The organism is Streptomyces sp. M41 (assembly GCF_043673425.1).
Classification (GTDB): Bacteria; Actinomycetota; Actinomycetes; order Streptomycetales; family Streptomycetaceae; genus Streptomyces.
The window spans coordinates 16,112-38,716 of record NZ_JBIMKE010000008.1 but is presented as its reverse complement, the minus strand read 5'-3'; the positions used below and the strand labels follow the sequence as shown (position 1 = coordinate 38,716).

The following is a 22,605-nucleotide window of genomic DNA, read 5'->3' as shown; positions in this document are numbered from 1 at the left end:
GAAACCGTCCGTCCGCATACTGAACACCACCCGAGGGAGCGCCCCCGTGCCCGGTGAGAATCTGTCCCGCGACGAGGCCCGGGAGCGGGCCGCCCTGCTGTCCGTCGACGGGTACGACGTGTCCCTCGACGTACGGTCCGCCGTCGGCGACCGGGACCCCGAGAGCAAGGCCCCGCGCACCTTCCGCTCGGTCACCACGATCCGCTTCCGCTGCGCCGAACCCGGCGCCGGCAGCTTCGTCGATCTGATCGCGCCGAGCGTGACGGCCGTCTCCCTCAACGGCAAGGACCTGGACCCCAGCGAGGTCTTCGACGGCTCGCGGATCACCCTGGAGGACCTGGCCGCCGACAACGAGCTGGTGGTCGACGCCCAGTGCGCCTACTCCCGTACCGGCGAGGGTCTGCACCGCTTCGTCGACCCCGAGGACGGCGAGGTGTACCTGTACACCCAGTACGAACCGGCCGACTCCCGTCGGGTCTTCGCCAACTTCGAGCAGCCGGACCTCAAGGCCCCCTTCCGCTTCGAGGTGCGGGCGCCCGAGGAGTGGACGGTGTGGAGCAACGGCACGGGTGAACTCGTCGACGGGGTCTGGAAGTTCGCGGAGACCAAGCCGATCTCGACGTACATCACCTGTGTCGTGGCGGGCCCCTACCACTACGTCACGGACTCCTACGCCCGCACCTTCGCCGACGGCACAACGCTGGAGATCCCGCTCGGCGCGATGTGCCGCAAGGGCCTCGCGCCGTACTTCGACGCCGACGACGTCTTCCTGGTCACCAAGCAGGGCCTGGACTTCTTCCACGACCACTTCGACTACCCGTACCCCTTCGGCAAGTACGACCAGGCGTTCGTGCCCGAGTACAACCTCGGCGCGATGGAGAACCCGGGGCTGGTGACGTTCCGCGAGGAGTTCATCTTCCGCGGGAAGGTGACGCGGGCGGCGTACGAGGGCCGGGCCAACGTGGTGCTGCACGAGATGGCGCACATGTGGTTCGGCGACCTGGTCACCATGGAGTGGTGGGACGACCTGTGGCTGAAGGAGTCCTTCGCGGACTTCATGGGCGCGTTCTCACTGGTCGGCGCGACCCGCTTCAAGAACGGCTGGATCACCTTCGCCAACCGCCGCAAGGCGTGGGCGTACCGGGCCGACCAGCTGCCCTCCACGCATCCGATCACGGCCGACATCCACGACCTCCAGGACGCCAAGCTCAACTTCGACGGCATCACCTACGCCAAGGGCGCCTCCGTCCTGAAGCAGCTGGTGGCCTACGTCGGCCAGGACGCGTTCCTGGAGGGCGCGCGGCGCTACTTCAAGCGGCACGCGTACGGCAACACCCGCCTCGGCGATCTGCTGTCGGTGCTGGAGGAGACCAGTGGCCGGGACATGGGCACCTGGGCGCGGTCCTGGCTCCAGACGGCGGGCGTGAACTCGCTGACCCCGCAGGTGCTGCTGGACGCCGAGGGCCGTATCGACGAGCTGGCAGTGGTGCAGGAGGCGGCCGAGTCGCACCCCGAGCTGCGTCCGCACCGGGTCGCCGCGGGCCTGTACCGGCGGGGCGCGGACGGGGCGCTGGAGCGGTACGCGCGCGCCGAGGCGGACGTCGACGGGCCGCGCACGATCGTGACGGAGCTGGCGGGCGCGGACGCTCCGGAGCTGGTGCTGGTCAACGACGACGACCTGACGTTCTGCAAGACGCGCTTCGACGCGACGTCGCTGGCGACGCTGCGCTCCGCCCTCGGTACCATGACCGACCCGCTGGCCCGTGCGCTGTGCTGGTCGGCGCTGTGGAACATGACACGGGACGCGCTGCTGCCGGCGCGGGACTTCGTGGATCTGGTGCTGCGGTTCGCGGGCCGCGAGTCGGACATCGGCGTCCTGCAGATGCTGCACGCGTGGGCGAACTCCTCCCTGGTCCACTACACGGACCCCGCTTGGCGGCCGACGGGCGAACGACTGCTCGCCGAGGGCGCGTTGCGGGAACTGCGGGCCGCCGAGCCGGGCAGCGAGCAGCAGCTGGCCTGGGCGCGGTTCTTCGCGTCGACGGCCTCCGGCGAGCAGGACTTCTCGCTGCTGCGGGGCCTGCTGGAGGGCACGGAGAAGGTCGAGGGGCTGGCCGTCGACCAGGAGCTGCGCTGGACGTTCCTGGAGCCGCTGGCCGCGCACGGCGTCGCCGACGAGGCGATGCTGGCGGCCGAACTGGCCCGGGACGACACCGCTTCCGGCAAGCGCCACCAGGTGCGCGCTCTCGCCGCCCGGCCGTCGCAGGCGGTGAAGGCGCAGGCGTGGGCGCAGGTCGTGGAGTCGGACGCGCTGTCCAACGCCCTGGTGGAGGCGACCATCGCGGGCTTCACCCAGTCCTCGCAGCGGGAGCTGCTCGCGCCGTACACCGAGAAGTACTTCGCGGCGATCGAGCGGGTGTGGCAGGAGCGGTCGATCCAGATCGGCATGGACGTGGTCCGGGGCCTGTTCCCGGGGCTCCAGCAGTCGCAGGCCACGCTGGACGCGACGGACGCCTGGCTCGCGGCGCACGAGGAGGCGGCCCCGGCGCTGCGGCGGCTGGTGCTGGAGGCGCGGGACGATCTGGCGCGGGGGCTGCGGGGTCAGGCGTGCGACGCGGCGGCGTCAACGGACTAATACCTTTGGCCAACGGTCTAGGCCCTGCGTGACCGTTACGGAATTCAGGCAATAGCAGCCGTAACCCCTGGTCCCACCCGATCGGACCAGGGGTTTTCCATGCCTACTCGGCATCCGAACACCCGTCCTTTAGTGCCAGGTTGTCCGTATTAGTCGACGGGCGTGTAACAGCGGTTAAAGGCCGGATCAGGAGCGGGAACCTCCGGGTCATGAACCACAACACCCCGCTCTCCCCGCTGTCCCCCCGCCCCCTGCGTCACCTGTCCGAAGTCCGCCGCCGCGTCATGACCACCGCTCAGCTGAAGTCGCACGGCGTCGCGCCCGCCGAGATGAGCGAGCAGTGCCGCCCCGGCGGCCCCTGGCAGCAGATCCTCCCCGGCGTCTTCCTGCTCCACCCCGGCCCGCCGACCAGCGAGGAGCGCCTGCACGCGGTGCTCATGTACGCGGCGCGGGACCGCACGACCGGGGTACCGGCCCAGCCGAACGCGGGCGAGCCGCACGCCGCTCCCGGCTACGCCGAGGCGGTGATCACGGGCCTCGCGGCGCTGACCCTGCACGGCTTCTCGGCCACTCCCCCGCTGACCGCGCTGGACACGATCGACGTCCTGGTCCCCCGTATGCGCCGGCTGCGCTCCACGGGCTGCGTCCGCATCCTGCGCACCGCGGCGCTCCCCACGCCCCAGCAGGTGACGGGCCTCCCGGTGGTGCCGGTCCCGCGCGCCCTGGCCGACGCCGTCGCCGAACTGACGGACGCGGGCGCCGTACGCCGCCTGCTGACCGAGGCCGTGCGGGGCGGCCACTGCGAACCGGCCGCCGTCGTACGGGAGTTGAACCAGGCGAAGCTGCTGGCCCGCCCGCATGTGGTGGACGCGGTGGACTCCCTGCTCGCCGAGGGCCGCGCCATCGCCGAGGACCGGCTGTACGAGATGGTCCGCGAGCACGGCCTGCCCGACCCCGTCTGGAACGTCGACCTCCGCCTGCCCGGCGGCCCCCACCTCGGCGGCCTGGACGCCTACTGGCCCGACCAGGCGGTGGCGGTGGAGCTGGACACCCGGGCTCCGCGTCAGGACGAGGACGCGCTCTGGTCCGAGTACGTCCGTAAGCGGGAGCATCTGGAGCGGCTCGGCATCACGGTCGTGTACATCACCCCGAGGAAGCTGCGGGACTCGGTGGAGCAGCAGGCCGCGGTGGTGCGTACCGCCCTGATGGCGGCGGCGGACCGGGATCCGGCCGCGTATGTCGTGGTGCTGCCGCGGTAGTGACGACCGCGAGGCGCAGCATCAGGAGGGGAGAGGAGGGGCCGTCCGGGCCCTGGGTCGGACACGGCCCGGCACCGGGCGGCCCCTCCTCGTGCCGTCAGCTGAGGTCCGGCCCGGACGGCCCGCTCCGCCCGGTCGACGTCGCCTTCCCGCAGAACTCGGCCTCGACCACCGCGGCGGTGTCGCCCGCCCAGTCGCCGTTGAGGTTGAAGGCGAGGGAGTGGCGGCCGTCCTTCGTGGTGAGCGCCTCGGATATCGAGCCGTGGATGCCACCGCCGTGGCCCCAGACGGTGGTCCCGCAGCTCAGCTCGGTCTTCATCAGGCCGAGGCCGTAGCCGCTGGTCTCGTTCAAGGGGACCGTGGTGGTCATCTCGTTCAGCTGCTCGCGCGGGAGGAGCCGGCCGCGCAGGAGGGCCGTGTAGAAGCGGTTGAGATCCTTCGAGTCGGAGATCATCTCGCCGGCCGACCAGGCGATCGACGGATTGATCCTCGTGACGTCGTACGTCGGCCCTTCCGCCGTCTCGGCCAGCTTTGAGTAGGCGCGGCTGCTGGGCCGCGGCACCGTCACCCTGGTGCCGGGGACGGAGGTGGCCGTCAGGTGCAGCGGCTCGATGATGCGCTCACGGATCTCGGTGCCGTAGGAGCGGCCCGTGGCCTTCTCGATGACCATGCCGGCCACGATGTAGTTGGTGTTGGAGTAGTTCCAGGACGTCCCCGGCTCGAAGTCCGGCTTGTGGGTCATGGCGAGCGCGACCAGCTCCGCGGGCTTCTTGGTGTCGTAGCGGTGCTCGAAGAAGCCGTCCTTCAGGAAGTACGTGCGCCCGAAGTCGGCGTCCGCCGTGTAGTTGTAGATGCCGCTGGTGTGGTTGAGGAGCTGGCGCAGGGTGATACGGCCGCCGTCGTGGCCGTTGCCCTCGACCACACCCGGCAGCCAGTCCTCCACGGTGTCGTCCAGGGACAGCTCGCCCTCCGCCTCCAGCTGGAGCAGCACGGTGGCGACGAAGGTCTTGGTGATGCTCCCGACGCGGTAACGGTCGTCCGCCGAACGCGGCTTGCCCGATTTCAGATCGCCGACCCCCGCCGTCGCCGACCAGGTGCCGTGCCGGTCCTTCGCGGTCGCCGTCACCCCGGGGGCGCCGGCCTCGACCGCCGCCGCCATGGCCTTGCGGGTCGCGTCATGGCCGGCCCCGGCGGGCGCCGCCGCCAGCGCGGGCGCGGCGAGGGCCACGGACAGCGCGACCGCCGTCGCCGCCACCAGGGCCGTGCGTTGGGTACGTACGCTCATGATTCTCTCCCCGTTCTGTCCGCTCGCGTCGAGCGTGGTCGGGGGGAGAGACGGTGCGGATGCGACGAAGGTTGAACAGGGATATAGCAGTTGAGCGAGTTTCGGCCAGACGCCGTGCGTCCGGTCCGCGGGTCGGGTGGGGAAGGTCAGCCCTTCTTCAGCACGAGTTCCGTGTTGCGGTCCCGTCGGTCGCCCGCCAGCGTGGTGCGGGCTCCGGGGGCGTTGAGGGAGAGCTCGCGGTAGAGGGCGGCCAGGCCCGTCTGGGAGTGGTCGGTGAAGCTCGTGCGGTGCGGGGCCGAGGACTCGATCAGGGTGGTGAACAGGGAGAGCGTGCCGTCCTTGTTGTCCACCACCTCGATGATCCGGGCGAGCTGGGGGAAGTCGACGTGGGAGGCGGTGGAGATCTCCCAGAAGGAGCCGCCGGCGCCGGAGTGCGCCGTGATGACGTTCTTGTGGATGTGGCCGTTCACCCAGGCGAGGACGTTGCGGTGGTTGCCGAGCAGCGAGAGGACCTCGGCGCCGCCGACGCGCCGCTCGTTCGGCCGGGCCGGGTCACGGCGGAGGTTGCGCATCGTCTTGCTGGTGTGATGGCTGAAGACGATCGCGTACGAGTCCTTGTTGTCGCGCAGCGTCCGCTCCAGCCAACCGAACTGCGCCGCCCCGAGGGACCCTTCGTAGTGCCCGCCCGGGTCGGTGGTGTCGAGGCTGATGCCGATGACGTCGTCGGCGATGCGGAAGCTGTAGTACTGGGTGCCGGCGGCGAGGTTGGCCGTGGAGTAGCCGTGTCCGACGGGGCCGTGGCCGCGGAAGGCCGGGTCCAGGTGGGCCCGCAGATAGTCCCCGGGCGTGAACGGCGCCCGGCTCTCGTCCGGGGTGACCGAGCGCATCGAGCGGGCGTGGGCCTTGAGGAAGTCCTTGAAGACCGTGCCTCGCGGGTCCTTGTCCTGTTTCAGGGAGTCCTGGAGCTTCTTGGCGTCCGACGCCGACGCGGTCATCAGTTTCTTGCCGCCGACGGCCAGGTCGGTCAGATAGGAGTCGCCGTGCGAGGCATAGGTGCCGAGCGGCATCGTGTCGTGGTTGCCGACCGTCGAGTACCAGGGGATGTTCAGACCGGGGCTGCGCAGTTCGCGGATCGCGGCGGCGAGGTAGCCCTCGATGTGCGGGAAGCCGAGCTGTTTGTCGGCGTCGCGGACGCTGTCGTCGGCCTGCCAGTAGAGCTTGAGTCCGCTGTTCTGGACGCCCTCGTAGTGCCGCGGGTCACCGGTGTTCGGGGTGATCCGGCCGCCGCTCATCACCGTCAGGAACCATTCCAGCTCGGACTTGGCGTTGTTGTCGGTGTTGTCGCCGGTGGTCATGGCGAAGTGCAGCGGGGCGCCGGTGACGGGGCCGCCGCGCAGCGCGTTGATCCGCTCGACGAGCGCCACCGCGCCCGGCACGGTCAGTGCCTCCTGCGGACGCCAGGCGTGTTGGTCCGTCGCGCGCAGATACTCGAGCCGGAGCGGGTGCTGGGCGTCGATCACATGCAGATCGGTGAGCTGGACGAAGGCGGCGAGCGCCGTGCGCCGGTTCGCGCGGCCCGCCTTCGGTGCGGCCAGGTCCTCGCGGACGATGCGCCGCCAGCCGGGGCCGTCACCGAGGCGCCGGTAGCCGGAGCCGCCCGTCGGGGTGGCGACGTTCGCGAGGGTCGTGCCCCGGGTGTAGGGCGCGAGCGCGGCCGGAAGCCGGCGGGGGGCCGCGGCGGCGTTGTCCGCTGCGGCTGCGGCGGCGTTCGCGGTGCCTGCCGCGGGCGCCGTACCCGTGGCCGTGGCGGCCTGGCTGTCGGTGGGCCGCAGGGCGTGGCCGACGCCGGCGGAGAGGGCCACCGCTCCGGTGGCGGCGAGCAGGGTGCGGCGGTGGACCCCCAGCGCGGAGCTGGCGACAGAGCGTATGCGCGACATGCGCGATCTCCCCGAGTGCGAACGCGTCGGCAGTGGTCGCGGGCTTTCGCTGCCGCGAACGGCCCGCTCACTGGGGATCGTTGGCACCGGGGATGACCTGCGCATGAACGGGACCGCAACGGGCAGCGCAGATCACCGTACGTGGATCTTGGACTACCTTCCGCGTCCACGGCCGCTCCTCGAACGGCCGGGACGCGGTCACTCCCCGTTCACCTTCCGGGGTAGTGAAGCTATCTGCCGGCGCCCTGGATCCGCCCCGTGGCCGGCCGCTCGCGCCACAGCGCCAGGCCCTTGTCGACCATGGAGACGCGGTTCAGGGCGAGCACCTCGTCCAGGGCGTGCCAGGCCGCCATGTCGGTGGAGCCGTCGACTTCGTTGCACAGCTCGCCGCCGGTGATCCGGGCCTCGTAGACGAGCCGTACGCCGTGGTGGTCGACGCTGCCGCCGGGGTCGTCCGGGAAGACGCGGTGGGAGGAGTCGATGCCGAGCAGGCCGGTCGGTTCGACGAGGTAGCCGGTCTCCTCCTCCACCTCCCGCACGACCGTGTCGTAGGGATCCTCGCCGTGCTCCATGCCGCCGCCCGGGAGCACCCACTCGAAGCCACCGCCGGGGGCCGGGGACCGGGCGAGAAGGATGTGTCCGTCAGATACGCAAATGGCGTAGGCCGCCACCCTCAACTTCTTCCGCACATGGGGACGTTAGTCGCCAGGACTCGCGGGGGCAGGCGAATTATCTGCCCTTGCAGCCGACTTGTCCGTGTTTCTCACCCTCTTGTGCGGATTGCACAGCGGGTTTCCCCCACCCCTCCATTTCGATTGGGTCAACTCTTCCCAAACATCCTTCCCTTGCATAAAGCTGTGCGGTCGTCCGGGATCGCATTCCGGACGACCCATGCTCCTTTACCAACAAGGGATGCCGATGACCCACACCCAGCGCGATCCGAAGCCGGGCCCGAGACGCGCGGCCGTCCGCACGGCCATGGCCGCCGGTCTCGTCGCCGCGCTCGCCGCGGCCGGGCCGATACCCATGGCCCTCGCCGCGGACCCGGTGCCCGCGGCGGCGGACCCGAGCGTGAAATCCGCGCACGACAAGCTCGGTTCGGACGACGCCGACCTGCTCGCCGAGGCCAAGGCCGACGGCGACAAGAACGTCACGATGATGATCGCGACCGCGCCCGGCCAGACCGAGAAGGTCGCCGGCCAGCTGGACGCGGTCGGCTCTGTGGGCCGCACCTACGACAAGCTCGGCTACGTCCGGGCCACCGTCCCCACCGGCAAGGCCGACGCGGCCATCGCCGCCGCCACGAAGCTCTCCTCGGTGCACGGCATCGACCTGCGCGAGGAGATACCCCTGGACGACCCGGCCGTCGACACCAAGAAGTCGACGGCCGCCAAGACGTCGTACGCCGGCCCCGGCAAGAAGACGCCGGCCGAGAACCCGTACAACCCGTCCTTCGAGACGGGCTCCGTCGACTTCGTGAAGAAGAACCCGAAGGCGGACGGCCGCGGCATCACCATCGGCATCCTCGACAGCGGTGTGGACCTCGGGCACCCGGCGCTCCAGAAGACCACCACCGGGGAACGCAAGATCGTCGACTGGGTCACCGCCACCGACCCGATAGTCGACAACGACCGGACCTGGCGCCCGATGGTGACCTCCGTCTCCGGCCCCACCTTCACCTACGGCGGCAGGACTTGGGCGGCGCCCGCGGGCTCGTACCAGGTGAGCACCTTCCTGGAGTCGTACACCACCGGCGGTGACGCGGCGGGCGACGCCAACCGCGACGGCGACAAGACCGACTCCTGGGGCGTCCTGTACGACGCCGCGAACGGCACGGTCCGGGTCGACCTCAACAACAACTTCGACTTCGGTGACGACACCCCGATGAAGCCGTACAAGGACGGCTACCAGATCGGGTACTTCGGCACCGACGACCCGGCCACCGATGTCGCCGAGCGCCAGCCGTTCGTCGTGCAGATCCGCAAGGACGTGCCGATGGACCCGCTGGGCGGCGACTGGGTCGGCCAGAAGCGCGACTTCGTCAACATCGGCGTCATCGAGTCCGAGCACGGCACGCACGTCGCCGGCATCACCGCCGCCAACGGCCTGTTCGGCGGGAAGATGAACGGCCAGGCCCCCGGCGCCAAGCTCGTCGCCGCCCGCGCCTGCACCTGGACCGGCGGCTGCACCAACGTCGCGCTCACCGAGGGCATGATCGACCTCGTCGTCAACCGCGGCGTCGACATCGTCAACATGTCCATCGGCGGCCTCCCGGCGCTGAACGACGGCAACAACGCCCGCTCGGAGCTGTACACCCGCCTGATCGACACCTACGGCGTCCAGCTGGTGCTGTCGGCCGGCAACTCCGGCCCCGGCGCCAACACCATCGGCGACCCCGCCCTGTCCAGCAAGGTCATCTCGGTCGGCGCGTCCGTCTCCAAGGAGACCTGGGCCGCCAACTACGGCTCGGCCGTGGAGAAGAAGTACGCGATGATGCCGTTCTCCTCGCGCGGCCCGCGTGAGGACGGCGGCTTCACCCCGACCCTGGTCGCCCCGGGCGCCGCGATCAACACCATCCAGACCTGGCTGCCCGGCGCCCCGGTCGCCGAGGCGGGCTACACCCTCCCGGCCGGCTACGGCATGCTCCAGGGCACCTCGATGGCGGCCCCGCAGGCGGCAGGCGCGTCCGCGCTGCTGCTGAGCGCCGCGAAGCAGAAGGGCATCGACCTCACCCCGGCGAAGCTGCGCACCGCGCTGACCTCGACCGCCGACCACATCAAGGGTGTGCAGGCGTACGAGGAGGGGGTCGGCCTCATCAACGTCCCGGACGCCTGGGACGCCATCCGTGACGGTGCCACCGCCCACGAGTACTCGGTGAAGGCGCCGGTCGACACCGCGATCGACCAGTTCCTGAAGACACCGGGCTTCGGCACCGGCGTCTACGACCGCGAGGGCGGCCTGAAGGCCGGGCAGAAGAAGACGTACGACGTGACCATCACGCGTACGTCCGGCGCGGACAAGGCCATCCGGCACGAGCTGCACCTGGAGAACAACACCGGGCGCACCTTCCGGATCGTCGGCTCCGACGAGATCAAGCTCGGTCTGAACAAGCCGGTCACGGTCCAGGTCGCCGCCAAGTCGTCCTCGGCCGGCATCAAGAGCGCGATCCTGGAGGTCGACGACCCGCGCACCGAGGGCATCGACACGCAGGTCCTCAACACCGTCGTCGTCTCCGAGCCGCTCGAGTACAGCTACTCGGCGTCCGGTTCGGTGCAGCGCAACAGCACCAAGTCGTACTTCGTGACCGTCCCCGAGGGCGCGAAGGCGCTTCAGGTCGCGATCGGCGGGCTGAAGGACAAGAGCCAGACCCGGTTCATCGCCATCCACCCCTACGGCGTCCCGTCCGACAGCACCGGCACCCCGTACTGCTACAACAACTACCTCGACGGCAACGGCTGCAAGCCGGACGTGCGTGCCTACGCCGACCCGCAACCCGGCGTCTGGGAGATCGAGGTCGAGTCGCGCCGTACGTCGCCGCTGCTCGACAACCCGTACAAGCTGGACGTCACCGTCCTCGGCGCGGCCTTCGACCCGGAGACCGTGACCGTCCCCGAGGCCAAGGTCGGCACGCCGGCCGCCGCCTCCTGGAAGGTGACCAACAACTACGCCGCGATCGACGGCAAGCTGGCCGGCGGCCCGCTCGGCTCGTCGAAGACGGCGCGTCCGACGATCGCCCAGGGCGCCACGCAGACCACCACGGTCGAGGTCCCCGAGGGCGCCACGTCGCTGGACGTGTCCATCGGCAACGTCTCCGACGCGGCCGCCGACCTCGACCTGGCCGTCTACGACGCGGCCGGCACCGAGGTCGGCAGCTCCGCCGACGGTGACTCGGAGGAGGCCGTCTCCATCGCGAAGCCGGCCGCCGGGAAGTACACCATCGAGGTTGTCGGCTACGCGGTGCCGGCCGGTTCGACGGCGTACGACTACCTGGACGTGTTCTTCTCCGCCGCGCTCGGGACCGTCACGGTCGACGAGTCGGCTGCGGTGAAGCTCGGCACGGGCGAGACGACTTCCGTCTCCGGCAGCGTCACCGCGCTCGCCGCCGCCCCGGAGGGCCGTGAGTTCTTCGGCCAGGTCCGCCTGCTCGACGCGCGCGGCACGGTCGCGGGCACGGGCAACGTGAAGATCGAGAAGGTCACCCCGTAGTCGCTCCGACACGGCGGTGAGGGCGGGCGTCCGGTGGGCGCCCGCCCTTCCTCATGCGCAGGTCCTCGTGCTCAGGTCCTCATGTGCAGGTCCTCATGAGCAGGTGGCCCCTCGGGACTCGGCCAGCGAGGTCTTCAGCCAGGCCCGCTCCAGCGCGACCTGCTCCTCGCCGACGGCCCAGTGGTCGGGTGCGGTCGCGTCCTTCGGGATGCCGAACAGCACGCGGTCGCCCTCGGCGATGTCACCGGTGTCCGCCGCGTCCACGACATAACTGACGTCGGTCGGGCGCGGCTCGTCCCCCTTGTAGTAGACGGTCACGTGCACGCCGACGCGCACCAGCCCCGGATCGTCCAGGGGTTCGGCCGAGGTGACGTCACCCTCGGCGACGACGACGGCGCAGGCCAGGTAGTCCGGGCTGCCGAAGGCGGTGCGCTCGTCGGCCTGGGACTTGGCCGCGTCGTTGCTGCCCCCGGCGTCGAGGGCATCGCCTCCGCCCTGTGCCACGAGCCAGCCCATACCGGCGACCACGGATGCCGCGGCGGCCACCGCGAGGCTGCCGTACGCGAGCCGCAGGGTCCGGCGGCGAGCCCGCGCGGGGCGGGCCGGGGCCGGCTGCGGCGCGGGCGGCGGTGCCGCGAGGGCGTCGCCGATGACGACCAGCTGCTCCCGCAGCAGCGTCACGTCGGCGGTGGCCGCCCGGTGCTCGGCCATGAACGCGGCGTCCGCGCGGGCCTCGTCGGGCAGCGGTTCGCCGGTGATCGCCGCCAGCAGCGCGTCGGCGCCGCCCCCGCCCTCGTATCCGTCGTAGCCGTTGTATTCGTCGTGACCGTTGTCCTCGTCGTGGCCGTCCCGGCCTGTGTTCTCGGCGGTCATGTCACACCACCTCGTCCTCGTGCAGGCGGGCGCGCAGGGCCCGTACCGCCGTGTGCAGCCGGCTCTTGACCGTGCCCTCGGGGATGCCGAGCTCCTCGGCGATCCCGCGCACCGGCAGGTCGGCGTAGAAACGCAGGACGACGACCTGACGCTGGGCGTCGGGCAGGTCGTCCAGGCCCTGGGCGACCGCGAGGGAGAGCACGCTGGTGTCCTCGCCAGAGGGGGTCGCGGGCTCGCGCAGGGAGGCGAGCCGCTCGCCGAGCCGCTCCTGGCGCTTCTTCGCCCGGTGCCAGTCCATGGCGAGGTTGGAGGCGACGACCGCCGCCCAGGCGGACACGTCCCGCGGCGCCTCGCGACCGCTCGCGGCCCGCTCCAGCAGCCGCAGACGGACCTGCTGCACCCCGTCCGGCAGGTCCGTCTGCGGCACTCCGCCGAGCGCGAGCACCGCCCGCACCCGACGCTCCTGGGCCGCGTCCAGCGGATCGTCCAGTACGTCCTGGACGGCACCGCCCCCCTGGCCGCGGCGGGCCTTTCTGCGCAGCACAGCCACCCCTCCCCTCGCCGTGTTGTGACTGTGACGCCCGGACGGTCCAGAACGTTCGATGGAATTTCCCAGGACTTCTCATCGCTGCACAGAGGTGTACGTCACACCGCCGCGTAGCCCGGTGGCGGTCGGGCAGGTGAGCTTGCGGTGCGGGGCCGCCGTCGGACCAATTTCTCCAGCCCGGACCGGGTGGGAGCCGCAGATGCGGAACCTGGACCAGGGCCCGGCGCGTCCCGCCGGTTGAAGATCCAGGTCAAACAATTGGACAGGCGGGCCGCGGCGCACCGCATGATGGAAACGCCTCGGCCATGCCGCAGGCACGGACAAGCCACGTAGAAGGAGTCACCGTGAGGGTCGGAATCGTCGGAGCCACCGGACAGGTCGGCACGGTCATGCGCAGGATCCTCACGGAACGCGACTTCCCGGTCACCGAGCTGCGCCTGTTCGCCTCCGCCCGCTCGGCGGGGACGGTCCTGGACGGCGTGACCGTGGAGGACGCGACGACGGCCGACTACAGCGGCCTGGACATCGTGCTGTTCTCCGCGGGCGGCTCCACCTCCAAGGCCCTCGCGCCGAAGGTCGCCGCCCAGGGCGCCGTGGTGATCGACAACTCCTCGGCCTGGCGCCGTGACCCCGAGGTCCCGCTGGTCGTCTCCGAGGTGAACCCGCACGCGATCGCCGACCGCCCCAAGGGCATCATCGCCAACCCGAACTGCACGACGATGGCCGCGATGCCGGTGCTGCGTCCGCTGCACGCCGAGGCCGGCCTCCAGGCCCTGGTCGTGGCCACCTACCAGGCGGTGTCGGGTTCGGGTCTCGCGGGCGTCGACGAGCTGTTCGAGCAGGTCAAGAAGGTCGGCGACGACGCGCCCAAGCTGACGCACGACGGTTCGGCGGCCGAGTTCCCCGCGCCGAACAAGTACGTCGCCCCGATCGCGTACAACGTCCTGCCGATGGCCGGCTCCATCGTCGACGACGGTCTGCACGAGACCGACGAGGAGCAGAAGCTCCGCCACGAGTCCCGCAAGATCCTGGAGATCCCCGAGCTGAAGGTCTCCGGCACCTGTGTGCGCGTCCCGGTCTTCTCCGGGCACTCCCTCCAGATCAACGCCCGCTTCGCCCGCCCGATCGATGTGGAGCGCGCCAAGGAACTGCTGGCCGGCGCCCCCGGCGTGGCCCTCTCCGACGTCCCGACCCCGCTCCAGGCCGCCGGCCAGGACCCGTCGTACGTCGGCCGCATCCGCTCCGACGAGACGGTCGAGCACGGTCTCGCGCTGTTCGTCTCCAACGACAACCTCCGCAAGGGCGCGGCGCTGAACGCCGTGCAGATCGCGGAGCTGGTGGCGGCCGAGCTGAAGGGCTGACACCCGTACGGACGAGGTAAGGGGCGCCCCGGGTGGGGCGCCCCTTTGCGCACCTCACGCCCACTGCGGTAACGCCCATCGCGCTCCGTGCAGCTCCCATGGAAGGATGGCGCAACCCACACATATCGAGGAGATGACCGCGTGCCTGGCACAAACCTGACTCGCGACGAGGCGCAGCAGCGGGCGAAGCTGCTCACCGTTGACTCGTATGAGATCGATCTCGACCTCTCCGGCGCGCAGGAGGGCGGCACCTACCGGTCCGTGACCACGGTGCGCTTCGATGTCGCGGAAAACGGCGCCGACTCCTTCATCGACCTGGTGGCACCGGCCGTCCACGAGGTGACTCTCAACGGCGATCCGCTCGACGCGGACGAGGTCTTCAAGGACTCCCGGATCGCGCTGCCCGGTCTGCTCCAGGGCCGCAACGTCCTGCGTGTCGTCGCCGACTGCGCGTACACCAACACGGGCGAGGGTCTGCACCGTTTCGTCGACCCGGTCGACCAGCAGGCGTACCTGTACACCCAGTTCGAGGTCCCGGACGCCCGCCGCGTCTTCGCGTCGTTCGAGCAGCCCGACCTGAAGGCGACCTTCCAGTTCACCGTGAAGGCCCCCGAGGGCTGGACGGTCATTTCCAACTCGCCCACGCCGGAGCCCACGGACAACGTCTGGTCGTTCGAGCCGACGCCGCGCATCTCGACGTACATCACGGCCCTCGTCGTCGGCCCGTACCACTCGGTGCACAGCGTCTACGAGAAGGATGGCCAGTCCGTCCCGCTCGGCATCTACTGCCGGCCCTCGCTCGCGGAGTACCTCGACTCGGACGCGATCTTCGAGGTCACCCGGCAGGGCTTCGAGTGGTTCCAGGAGAAGTTCGACTTCCCGTACCCGTTCGAGAAGTACGACCAGCTGTTCGTGCCGGAGTTCAACGCGGGCGCGATGGAGAACGCGGGCGCGGTGACCATCCGCGACCAGTACGTCTTCCGGTCCAAAGTGACGAGCGCGGCGTACGAGACGCGTGCCGAGACCATCCTGCACGAGCTGGCCCACATGTGGTTCGGCGACCTGGTCACCATGGAGTGGTGGAACGACCTGTGGCTGAACGAGTCGTTCGCCACCTACACCTCCATCGCCTGCCAGGCGGCCCACCCCGAGTCGCGCTGGCCGCAGTCCTGGACCACCTTCGCCAACTCCATGAAGACCTGGGCGTACCGGCAGGACCAGCTGCCGTCCACGCACCCGATCATGGCCGAGATCGGCGACCTGGACGACGTGCTCGTCAACTTCGACGGCATCACGTACGCCAAGGGCGCCTCCGTCCTCAAGCAGCTCGTCGCCTATGTGGGCGAGGACGAGTTCTTCCGGGGCGTCCAGGCGTACTTCAAGCGCCACGCCTTCGGCAACACGCGGCTGTCCGACCTGCTGGGCGCGCTGGAGGAGACCTCCGGCCGTGACCTGAAGGCATGGTCGAAGAAGTGGCTGGAGACGGCGGGGATCAACGTTCTGCGCCCCGAGATCGAGACGGACGCCGACGGTGTGATCACGTCGTTCGGGATCCGCCAGGAGGCCCCGGCGCTGCCGGCCGGCGCAAAGGGCGAGCCGACGCTGCGTCCGCACCGGATCGCGGTCGGCCTGTACAACCTCGACGAGCAGTCGGGCAAGCTGCTGCGCGAGGAGCGCGTCGAGCTGGACGTGGACGGTGCGCTGACGGCCGTCGAGCAGCTGGTCGGCAAGCGCCGCCCGGACGTGGTCCTCCTCAACGACGACGACCTGTCGTACGCGAAGGTCCGCCTGGACGAGGAGTCGCTGGCGTTCGTCACCGAGCACCTCGGCGACTTCGACGCCTCCCTCCCGCGGGCCCTGTGCTGGGCGTCGTCCTGGGACATGACACGCGACGGAGAGCTCGCCACCCGCGACTATCTCTCGCTGGTGCTGTCGGGCATCGGCAAGGAGTCCGACATCGGCGTCGTGCAGTCGCTGCAGCGCCAGGTGAAGCTGGCGATCGAGCTGTACGCCGCCCCGGCCGCCCGCGAGGCGCTGCTGACCCGTTGGACCGACGCCACGCTGGCCCATCTGCGTGCCGCCGAGGCGGGCAGCGACCACCAGCTGGCGTGGGCGCGGGCGTTCGCGGCGACGGCCCGTACGCCGGAGCAGCTGGACCTGCTGGAGGCGCTGCTGGACGGCTCGCTGACGGTCGAGGGCCTGGCCGTCGACACGGAGCTGCGGTGGGCGTTCGTGCAGCGGCTGGCGGCGGTGGGCCGCTTCGACGAGGCGGAGATCGCCGGCGAGTACGAGCGGGACAGGACGGCGGCCGGTGAGCGGCACGCCGCCACGGCCCGGGCGGCCCGCCCGACCGCCGAGGCCAAGGCCGAGGCCTGGTCGTCGGTCATCGACTCCGACAAGCTGCCCAACGCCCTTCAGGAAGCGGTGATCGGCGGCTTCGTCCAGACCGACCAGCGTGAGCTCCTCGCGCCCTACACGGACCGGTACTTCGAGGTGGTCAAGGGCGTCTGGGACGCCCGCTCGCACGAGATCGCCCAGCAGATCGCGGTCGGTCTGTACCCGACCCTCCAGGTCTCCGAGGACACCCTGGCCAAGACGGACACCTGGCTGACCTCGGCCGAGCCGAACGCGGCCCTGCGCCGCCTCATCTCGGAGTCCCGGGCAGGCGTGGAACGGGCCCTGAAGGCCCAGGCGGCCGACGCGGCGGCAGGGCAGTAGCAGGCAGCAGCCCCAGCCGCACGCCCCAGGGGGGCGCCCGGGAATGGCTCCGGGCGCCCCCTGGTTGGTATCCGCCGCGGGGATGCGGGAAGGGGGGCATCCGCGGGGATGCGGGGCGGGGGCCTCCGCGGCCATGCGGTGCGGGGGCCGAGCGGGGCGAGGAGGCCGGCATCGAGGTGCTCAAGCCCGTCAGGCGCATCCACGGCCATGCGGGGCGCGGGGCATCCACTGCGATGCGGGGCGCGGGGTATCCACGGCCATGCGGAGTGCGGGACGTCCACGGCCATGCGGAGTGCGGGACGTCCACGGCCATGCGGAGTGCGGGACATCCGCAGCCATGCGGAGTGCGGGTGGCAGCGCCGGGCCAGCCACCTGGGCTGGGGGCAGCCACCCGGGCTGGGGGCAGCCGCGTCGCTGGTCGGTCGGCTGAAGTGCGGCTCGGGTCCCCTTGAGGCCCGCCCCGGGTCACCCCCGAGCCGGTCCCGCAGCGGCCGTCTCCAGAGCCGACAGCACCCTTCCCACCGCAGTCCCCGCCTCGCTGCCCCTGCGCACGGCTGCCACCACATGCCGTACCGGCCGGTCCGCGTCCAGTTCCCGCATGGCCGCCCCGCCCCTGGCCACCGCGGCCATCCGGGGCACCAACGCCACCCCCATCCCCGCCTCCACCATCGCCAGAATCGCCGTCCACCCGGCCGCCGAATGCCCCTGCCGGGGGCTGAACCCGGCCGCCTCGCAGGCCCCCCGCGTGATGTCCGACCACGGCCCGCTCCCCCCGAAGATCCAGTCCTCCCCGGCGAGATCGGCCAGCCGCACCTCCTCGGCGTTCGCCAGCCGGTGCTCCCGAGGCAGCGCGACATCCAGCGGATCCGCCGCCAACGGCACCCGCGTGAAGCGGCCGTCCCCCACGGTCGGCGCCTGCGCGGCGAGCGACAGCGCGAGGTCGACCTCGCCGGCGGCCAGCAACTCGTACGCCTCCCCCGCCTCGGCCTCCCGCACCCGCACCACCACCCCGGGTGCCGCCGCCCGCAGCTCCCGCACGGCCGGCACGACCAGTGCGGGCACCGCCGTGGAGAAGGCCGCGACCCGCACCTCCCCCACGTCGCCGCGCACATACGCGGCCAACTCCGCGTCTGCCCGCTCCAGTTGCTCGAACACCGCCTCGGCGTGCCGCAGCACCAGCCGCGCCGCGTCCGTCAGTCGCACCCGCCGCCCGTGCGCCTCCAACAGCGGCACCCCGACCTGCTTGGCCAGGTTGGTCAGCTGCTGCGACACGGCCGACGGCGTCATCCGCAGTGCCTCGGCCGTCGCCGTCACGGTCCCCCGCTCCCGCAGCGTCCGAAGGATCTGAAGCTTGCGGATGTCCCACTCGGTCATGGCCCGCAACCTACGTCACCGCCGCCCCGACGCCCCCAGGACGACCCCGCCGAGGATCAGCGCCATGCACACCGCCTGTGTCCCGCCGGTCGCCTCACCGAGCAACGCCCAGGAGAGCAGGGCCACGCACACCGGCTGGAGGTAGTAGACGAGCCCCGCGCGACTCGGTCCGACCAGCGCGATCGCCCGGTTCCAGGCGAAGAAGGCGACCGCCGACGAGACGACCCCGACATAGAGGATCGGCAGGACCGTCCCGGCCGTCGGCTCGAAGCCGCCCTGCACCGCCAGCGACACCCCGTGCACCGGCAGCAGCAGGACCGTGCCCAGCAGAAAGGTCGTGAACAGGAAGGCCGTACCCCCCAGTTCCGCGGGCTTGCGCCGCAACAGGCCGCTGTAGGAGGCGAAACAGCAGGCCGCCGCCACCATCCACAGGTCCCCCGCCGCGAAACGGGCCCCGCCCGGCCCTTCCGCCATCAGCAGGACGACCCCCGCACAGGCCGTCAGCAGCCCCACCACCCGGCGCCCGCCGAGCCGTACGCCCGCGGCTCGCTCGAACAGGGCCATCAGGACCGGTGAAGCAGCCATGATCATGCCCATGTTGGCGGCGGGTGTGGTCAGCCCGGCCTGGTTGACGAGGGTGTTGTAGGCGGCGACGCCGAGCAGCGAGGCGAGGAGCACGAAGCCGAAGTGACGGCGGATCGACGCCCGTTGCCGCCATGCCTGGCGCGCTCCGAACGGCGCCACCGCGACCAACGCCACCACCCACCTCCAGAACGCGTGCTGCACCGGCGGCACGCTGTCGTGCAGCGCGCGGGAGGTGACGAAGCTGCCGGACCAGACGACGGTGGCGAGGGCGGCGAGCAGGAAGCCGACCGCCGCCCCCTTCGGGAGAGACGGGCGGGCGGCTGCCCGGGTGTCGTCGGAACGTGACTTCGAGGTGGCTGTCCTGGAGAGGACGACGGTCACGGAGATCCTTTCGCTGGTCGGAGACTGGCCGGAGGCTGGTCGGAGATCGGACTCGATCTACCGTCGCAGTGCCCCACCTGTCACGTCCATCGAATCTTTTCGACGACTCTCTTCAGTAGAAGTGAACGAACCGCGGCGGCTCGCGCCGGGTCGGCCGGGCGTCGCCCGACCCGCACCGCCACCACCCGCCCGGAGTTGCCCCGCGACCGTCGCCCCGAACGCCAGCGCCATGCCCACCAGTTGCAGCGCGGTCAGCGCCTGGCCCAGGGCCGCCCAGCCGACGACCGCGGCGGTCAGCGGGGACAGCGGACCGAGGAAGGTGACCTGGGTGGCGCTGAGCCGGCCGATGCCGCGGAACCACAGCCAGTACGCCACCGCCGTGTTCGCCACCGCCAGGTAGAGGTAGCCGCCGATCGACTCGCCGTCCAGCGCGGGCGGGGCACCCTCGACCAGCAGGGCGAGGGGCGCGATCAGCAGACCGCCCGCGGTGAGCTGCCAGCCGGTGAGGGCGAGCGGACCGATGCCGTCCGGGCGCCCCCATCGCTTGGTCAGGACGGTGCCGGTGGACATGGCCGCGGTGGCGGCGAGCGCCGCCAGCAGCCCGACGGCATCCAGCGCGCCCGCCGCTTTCAGCACGACCAGGCTGACGCCGAACGCCGCCACGACCCCGGTCAGCACCGTCCGGATCGTGGGCCGTTGCCCCAGCAGCAGCGCCGCCAGGCCAACGACGAACAGCGGGCCGACCGAGCCGACCACGGCCGCCATGCCGCCCGGCAGCCGGTACGCGGAGAGGAAGAGAAGCGGGAAGAAGGCGCCGATGTTCAAAGCGCCCAGCACCGCCGACTTCCACCACCAGGCGCCGCGCGGCAGCACCCGGGCGAGGGCGAGCAGCAGCAGACCGGCGGGCAGGGCGCGCATCAGCCCCGTGAACAGGGGGCGGTCGGCCGGCAGGAACTCGGTGGTGACGGCGTAGGTCGTGCCCCAGGAGACGGGGGCGAGGGCGGTGAGGAGTATGAGGCGTGCGCGGTTGGCGGCCATGGGCTGCGCCCTTCGACGGATCCCGGAACGGCGGACGACCGAATCGGTCAGTAGAAAGTAGCTTAGCTGTAAGCAACTTGCCGTCAAGCCACTTTCTTGCGGCCGACCGTCCCGCGGCCGATACTCGACCCATGAGCGCACAACCGCCCCGACGCGAGGACGCCGTCGACGCGATCATCGACCAGTGGGCGCGGGTCCGCCCCGACCTCGACACGACCGCGATGGAGGTCTTCGGCCGGATCTACCGCCTCACCCACGCGGTGGGCGGCCGGATGGACACGGCTTACGCCCGGTTCGGCATCTCGCGCGGCGAGTTCGACGTACTGGCGACGCTGCGCCGGTCCGACGCGCCGTACACGCTCCCGCCGCGCGAGCTCTCGGCGACACTGATGCTCACGACAGGCGGCATGACCGGCCGCCTCGACAAGCTGGAGCGAGCGGGGCTGCTGCGCCGCTCCCCCGACCCGCACGACCGCCGGGGCCTCCAAGTCACCCTCACCGAGGAGGGGTTGGCCCTCGTCGACGAGGCCGTCACCGCCGGACTCGCCGTCCAGACGGAGGTACTGTCGGCCCTGAACGACGAACAGGCCGGCCAACTGGCCGACCTGCTGAGGGAGTTGCTCGCGGGGACGCACGAGTCTCGGTGAGTGGCGGTCGTGAGGGCTGCCCGGGAGGGTTGGCCGGGCGGGTTGGCTGGAGGCACCTCGGCGCCCGCGCGACTCACCCCAGGTGGGCGGTGACCGCCCCTTCCACCATCGCCGCGTCCGCGTCGTCCGCCGCCCAGGCCACGTACCCGTCGGGCCGCACGAGCACGGTCGTACGCCGCCCGCTCGCCCAGCGTTCCACGGTCAGCCGACCGCGGCGGGCGCCCTGCCCGTCGTACGCCGTCGAAGTCCCGTACGCCGTCGGAGCCCCCGGGGCCCTCGAAGCCTCCCGAGCCGGCCGAGCCGCCGGCTCGATCAGTACGAACCGTCCGCCGCGCAGCGCCTCATGGAGGCGACCGCTCTCCAGGGCCACGTCGGGGACACGGGTGCCGACCAGCGGATGGGAGCCGCGCGGGGCGTCGTACGAGTAGCCGATGCCCGAGATCTGGGCGAGGGCCTTCGCCCGGGCGGGACGGGCGGCATGGAGAAAGGCGGTGACGACTGCTCGCACGGCACGCAGCGCCGGACTCTGCGCGCGGGCCAGCCTGACCAGCCCGCCACTGCTGCGCAGCACGGCCTTGCCGACGGGATGACGCTCGGCCTGGTAGGTGTCCAGCAACCCGTCGGGCGCCCACCCCTGGACGGCCGCGGCGAGCTTCCAGCCGAGGTTGGCGGCGTCCTGGAGACCGGTGTTCATGCCCTGACCGCCGGCCGGTGAGTGCACATGCGCGGCGTCACCGGCGAGGAAGACGCGCCCGACCCGGTACTCGGGCACCTGCCGTTCGTCGCTGTGGAAACGGGAGAGCCAACGGGCCTCGCACATGCCGTAGTCGGTGCCCAGGGCGCGGCGGGTGACCTCCTTGACCTCGTCCAGGTCGAGCGGGGCATCGTCGGGGGTCTCGTTACGGCGGTTCCACCCCATGACGCGGTACCAGCCGTCCCCGAAGGACGCGATCATCGCGAACGCGTCGCCGGCGCCGTCGACCGTGAGCACGCTGTCCGGCCGCTCGGTGAGACGGACGTCCGCCAGGAACAGGGAACGGATGACGGAGACGCCGGGGAACGGCAGACCGAGCGCCCGGCGTACGGCACTGCGGTGGCCGTCCGCGCCGACGACATAGACCGCGCGACGGCCCACGACCGCCCCGTCCGCGCCGCGGATGTCGAGATCGACCCCGCTGCCGTCCTGCCGCAGCCCGACCACCTCGCTCTCGAAGAGGAACTCCACGCCCGCCTCGCGCGCCCGCTCCTCCAGCAGCCGCTCCACCTCGTACTGCGGGGTGATCAGCAGGAACGGGAAGCGGGACGGCAGCGTGCCCAGGTCCAGGGCGAGGCGACGGAACAGCCGCAGCTCGGTGATGGTGCTGCCGGTGGCGATCAGTCGTTCGGCGAGCCCGCGGGCGTCGAGCTGCTCCAGGGTGCGGGCGTGCACTCCGAAGGCGCGGGAGAGATTGCTGATCTCTCGGGGCCGCCTCTCGACGAGGGTGACGGGGACGCCGGCGGCGGCGAGGTCCCCGGCCAGGAGCAGGCCGGTGGGACCGGAGCCGACGACGATGACGGGGTGGGTGGTGCTGACGGTGCCGGTACTTGCGTCGGTGCCGATCTCGGTGCCGGTCATGGCGGCCTCCTCTGGCTGTCCACACTCGTTGGTCAACGCATGTCGGCCGACGCACGTTGACCGACGCACGTTGACCGTCGCGTGTTGGCCAACCTGTGTTGGCCAACGTTTGTTGACAAGCGTAGGTCGCCCCCACGGTCACGT

Annotated in this window: 15 protein-coding genes; 6 read left to right on the top strand and 9 right to left on the bottom strand. The window is 71.3% G+C overall.

What is annotated here, in order from left to right; all coding sequences use genetic code 11:
- The first annotated feature begins 46 nt into the window (after window positions 1-46).
- Both pepN (ACHBTE_RS13355) and ACHBTE_RS13350 read left to right on the top strand, forming a co-directional pair.
- The gene (gene pepN / locus ACHBTE_RS13355; protein ID WP_394723976.1) at window positions 47-2,635 is read left to right on the top strand and encodes an aminopeptidase N; all 2,589 of its coding nucleotides are present in this window, start codon (window positions 47-49) and stop codon (window positions 2,633-2,635) included.
- A 209-nt stretch (window positions 2,636-2,844) separates the two neighbouring features.
- Window positions 2,845-3,894, top strand: a complete 1,050-nt coding sequence (locus ACHBTE_RS13350; RefSeq protein WP_394723975.1) for a hypothetical protein — start codon at window positions 2,845-2,847, stop codon at window positions 3,892-3,894.
- Between the two features lie 97 nt (window positions 3,895-3,991).
- On the opposite strand, the gene ACHBTE_RS13345 is transcribed toward ACHBTE_RS13350, so the two are convergent.
- The 3 genes from ACHBTE_RS13345 to ACHBTE_RS13335 form a co-directional block, all read right to left on the bottom strand.
- Complete coding sequence (locus ACHBTE_RS13345) at window positions 3,992-5,179, bottom strand: serine hydrolase domain-containing protein (RefSeq protein WP_394723974.1); 1,188 nt, start codon at window positions 5,177-5,179, stop codon at window positions 3,992-3,994.
- A 146-nt stretch (window positions 5,180-5,325) separates the two neighbouring features.
- On the bottom strand, window positions 5,326-7,116 hold the full coding sequence (locus tag ACHBTE_RS13340; protein WP_394723973.1) for a TIGR03767 family metallophosphoesterase: 1,791 nt from the start codon (window positions 7,114-7,116) through the stop codon (window positions 5,326-5,328).
- Between the two features lie 230 nt (window positions 7,117-7,346).
- Window positions 7,347-7,805 (bottom strand): NUDIX hydrolase, encoded by a 459-nt coding sequence (locus ACHBTE_RS13335; RefSeq protein WP_394723972.1) that lies wholly within the window; start codon window positions 7,803-7,805, stop codon window positions 7,347-7,349.
- Window positions 7,806-8,034: 229 nt separating this feature from the next.
- On the opposite strand from ACHBTE_RS13335, the gene ACHBTE_RS13330 reads away from it, so the two are divergent.
- On the top strand, window positions 8,035-11,322 hold the full coding sequence (locus ACHBTE_RS13330) for a S8 family serine peptidase (protein WP_394723971.1): 3,288 nt from the start codon (window positions 8,035-8,037) through the stop codon (window positions 11,320-11,322).
- Window positions 11,323-11,415: 93 nt separating this feature from the next.
- Here ACHBTE_RS13330 and ACHBTE_RS13325 read toward each other — a convergent pair whose 3' ends face one another.
- Both ACHBTE_RS13325 and ACHBTE_RS13320 read right to left on the bottom strand, forming a co-directional pair.
- Window positions 11,416-12,195 (bottom strand): hypothetical protein, encoded by a 780-nt coding sequence (locus ACHBTE_RS13325; RefSeq protein ID WP_394723970.1) that lies wholly within the window; start codon window positions 12,193-12,195, stop codon window positions 11,416-11,418.
- A gap of 1 nt (window position 12,196) precedes the next feature.
- The gene (locus ACHBTE_RS13320) at window positions 12,197-12,739 is read right to left on the bottom strand and encodes an RNA polymerase sigma factor (RefSeq protein WP_394723969.1); all 543 of its coding nucleotides are present in this window, start codon (window positions 12,737-12,739) and stop codon (window positions 12,197-12,199) included.
- Between the two features lie 347 nt (window positions 12,740-13,086).
- Here ACHBTE_RS13320 and ACHBTE_RS13315 point away from each other — a divergent pair, with 347 nt between their 5' ends.
- Window positions 13,087-14,103 (top strand): aspartate-semialdehyde dehydrogenase, encoded by a 1,017-nt coding sequence (locus tag ACHBTE_RS13315; RefSeq protein ID WP_394723968.1) that lies wholly within the window; start codon window positions 13,087-13,089, stop codon window positions 14,101-14,103.
- Window positions 14,104-14,244: 141 nt separating this feature from the next.
- Complete coding sequence (gene pepN, locus ACHBTE_RS13310) at window positions 14,245-16,821, top strand: aminopeptidase N (RefSeq protein ID WP_394723967.1); 2,577 nt, start codon at window positions 14,245-14,247, stop codon at window positions 16,819-16,821.
- A 465-nt stretch (window positions 16,822-17,286) separates the two neighbouring features.
- Here pepN (ACHBTE_RS13310) and ACHBTE_RS13305 read toward each other — a convergent pair whose 3' ends face one another.
- From ACHBTE_RS13305 to ACHBTE_RS13295, 3 genes are read right to left on the bottom strand one after another with little or no spacing between them, the layout of a single operon-like run.
- Window positions 17,287-18,195 (bottom strand): LysR family transcriptional regulator, encoded by a 909-nt coding sequence (locus ACHBTE_RS13305; RefSeq protein ID WP_394723966.1) that lies wholly within the window; start codon window positions 18,193-18,195, stop codon window positions 17,287-17,289.
- Between the two features lie 15 nt (window positions 18,196-18,210).
- Window positions 18,211-19,161 carry a DMT family transporter gene (locus ACHBTE_RS13300; protein WP_394723965.1) on the bottom strand — a complete coding sequence of 317 codons (951 nt, stop codon included), beginning with the start codon at window positions 19,159-19,161 and terminating at the stop codon, window positions 18,211-18,213.
- A 57-nt stretch (window positions 19,162-19,218) separates the two neighbouring features.
- Window positions 19,219-20,199 carry an EamA family transporter gene (locus ACHBTE_RS13295; protein WP_394723964.1) on the bottom strand — a complete coding sequence of 327 codons (981 nt, stop codon included), beginning with the start codon at window positions 20,197-20,199 and terminating at the stop codon, window positions 19,219-19,221.
- A gap of 131 nt (window positions 20,200-20,330) precedes the next feature.
- Between ACHBTE_RS13295 and ACHBTE_RS13290 the strand changes: the two genes are divergently transcribed.
- Complete coding sequence (locus ACHBTE_RS13290) at window positions 20,331-20,846, top strand: MarR family winged helix-turn-helix transcriptional regulator (RefSeq protein ID WP_394723963.1); 516 nt, start codon at window positions 20,331-20,333, stop codon at window positions 20,844-20,846.
- A 73-nt stretch (window positions 20,847-20,919) separates the two neighbouring features.
- Here ACHBTE_RS13290 and ACHBTE_RS13285 read toward each other — a convergent pair whose 3' ends face one another.
- Window positions 20,920-22,461: an FAD-dependent monooxygenase gene (locus ACHBTE_RS13285; protein ID WP_394723962.1), complete on the bottom strand. Its 1,542-nt coding sequence runs from the start codon at window positions 22,459-22,461 to the stop codon at window positions 20,920-20,922.
- Window positions 22,462-22,605 lie beyond the last annotated feature (144 nt).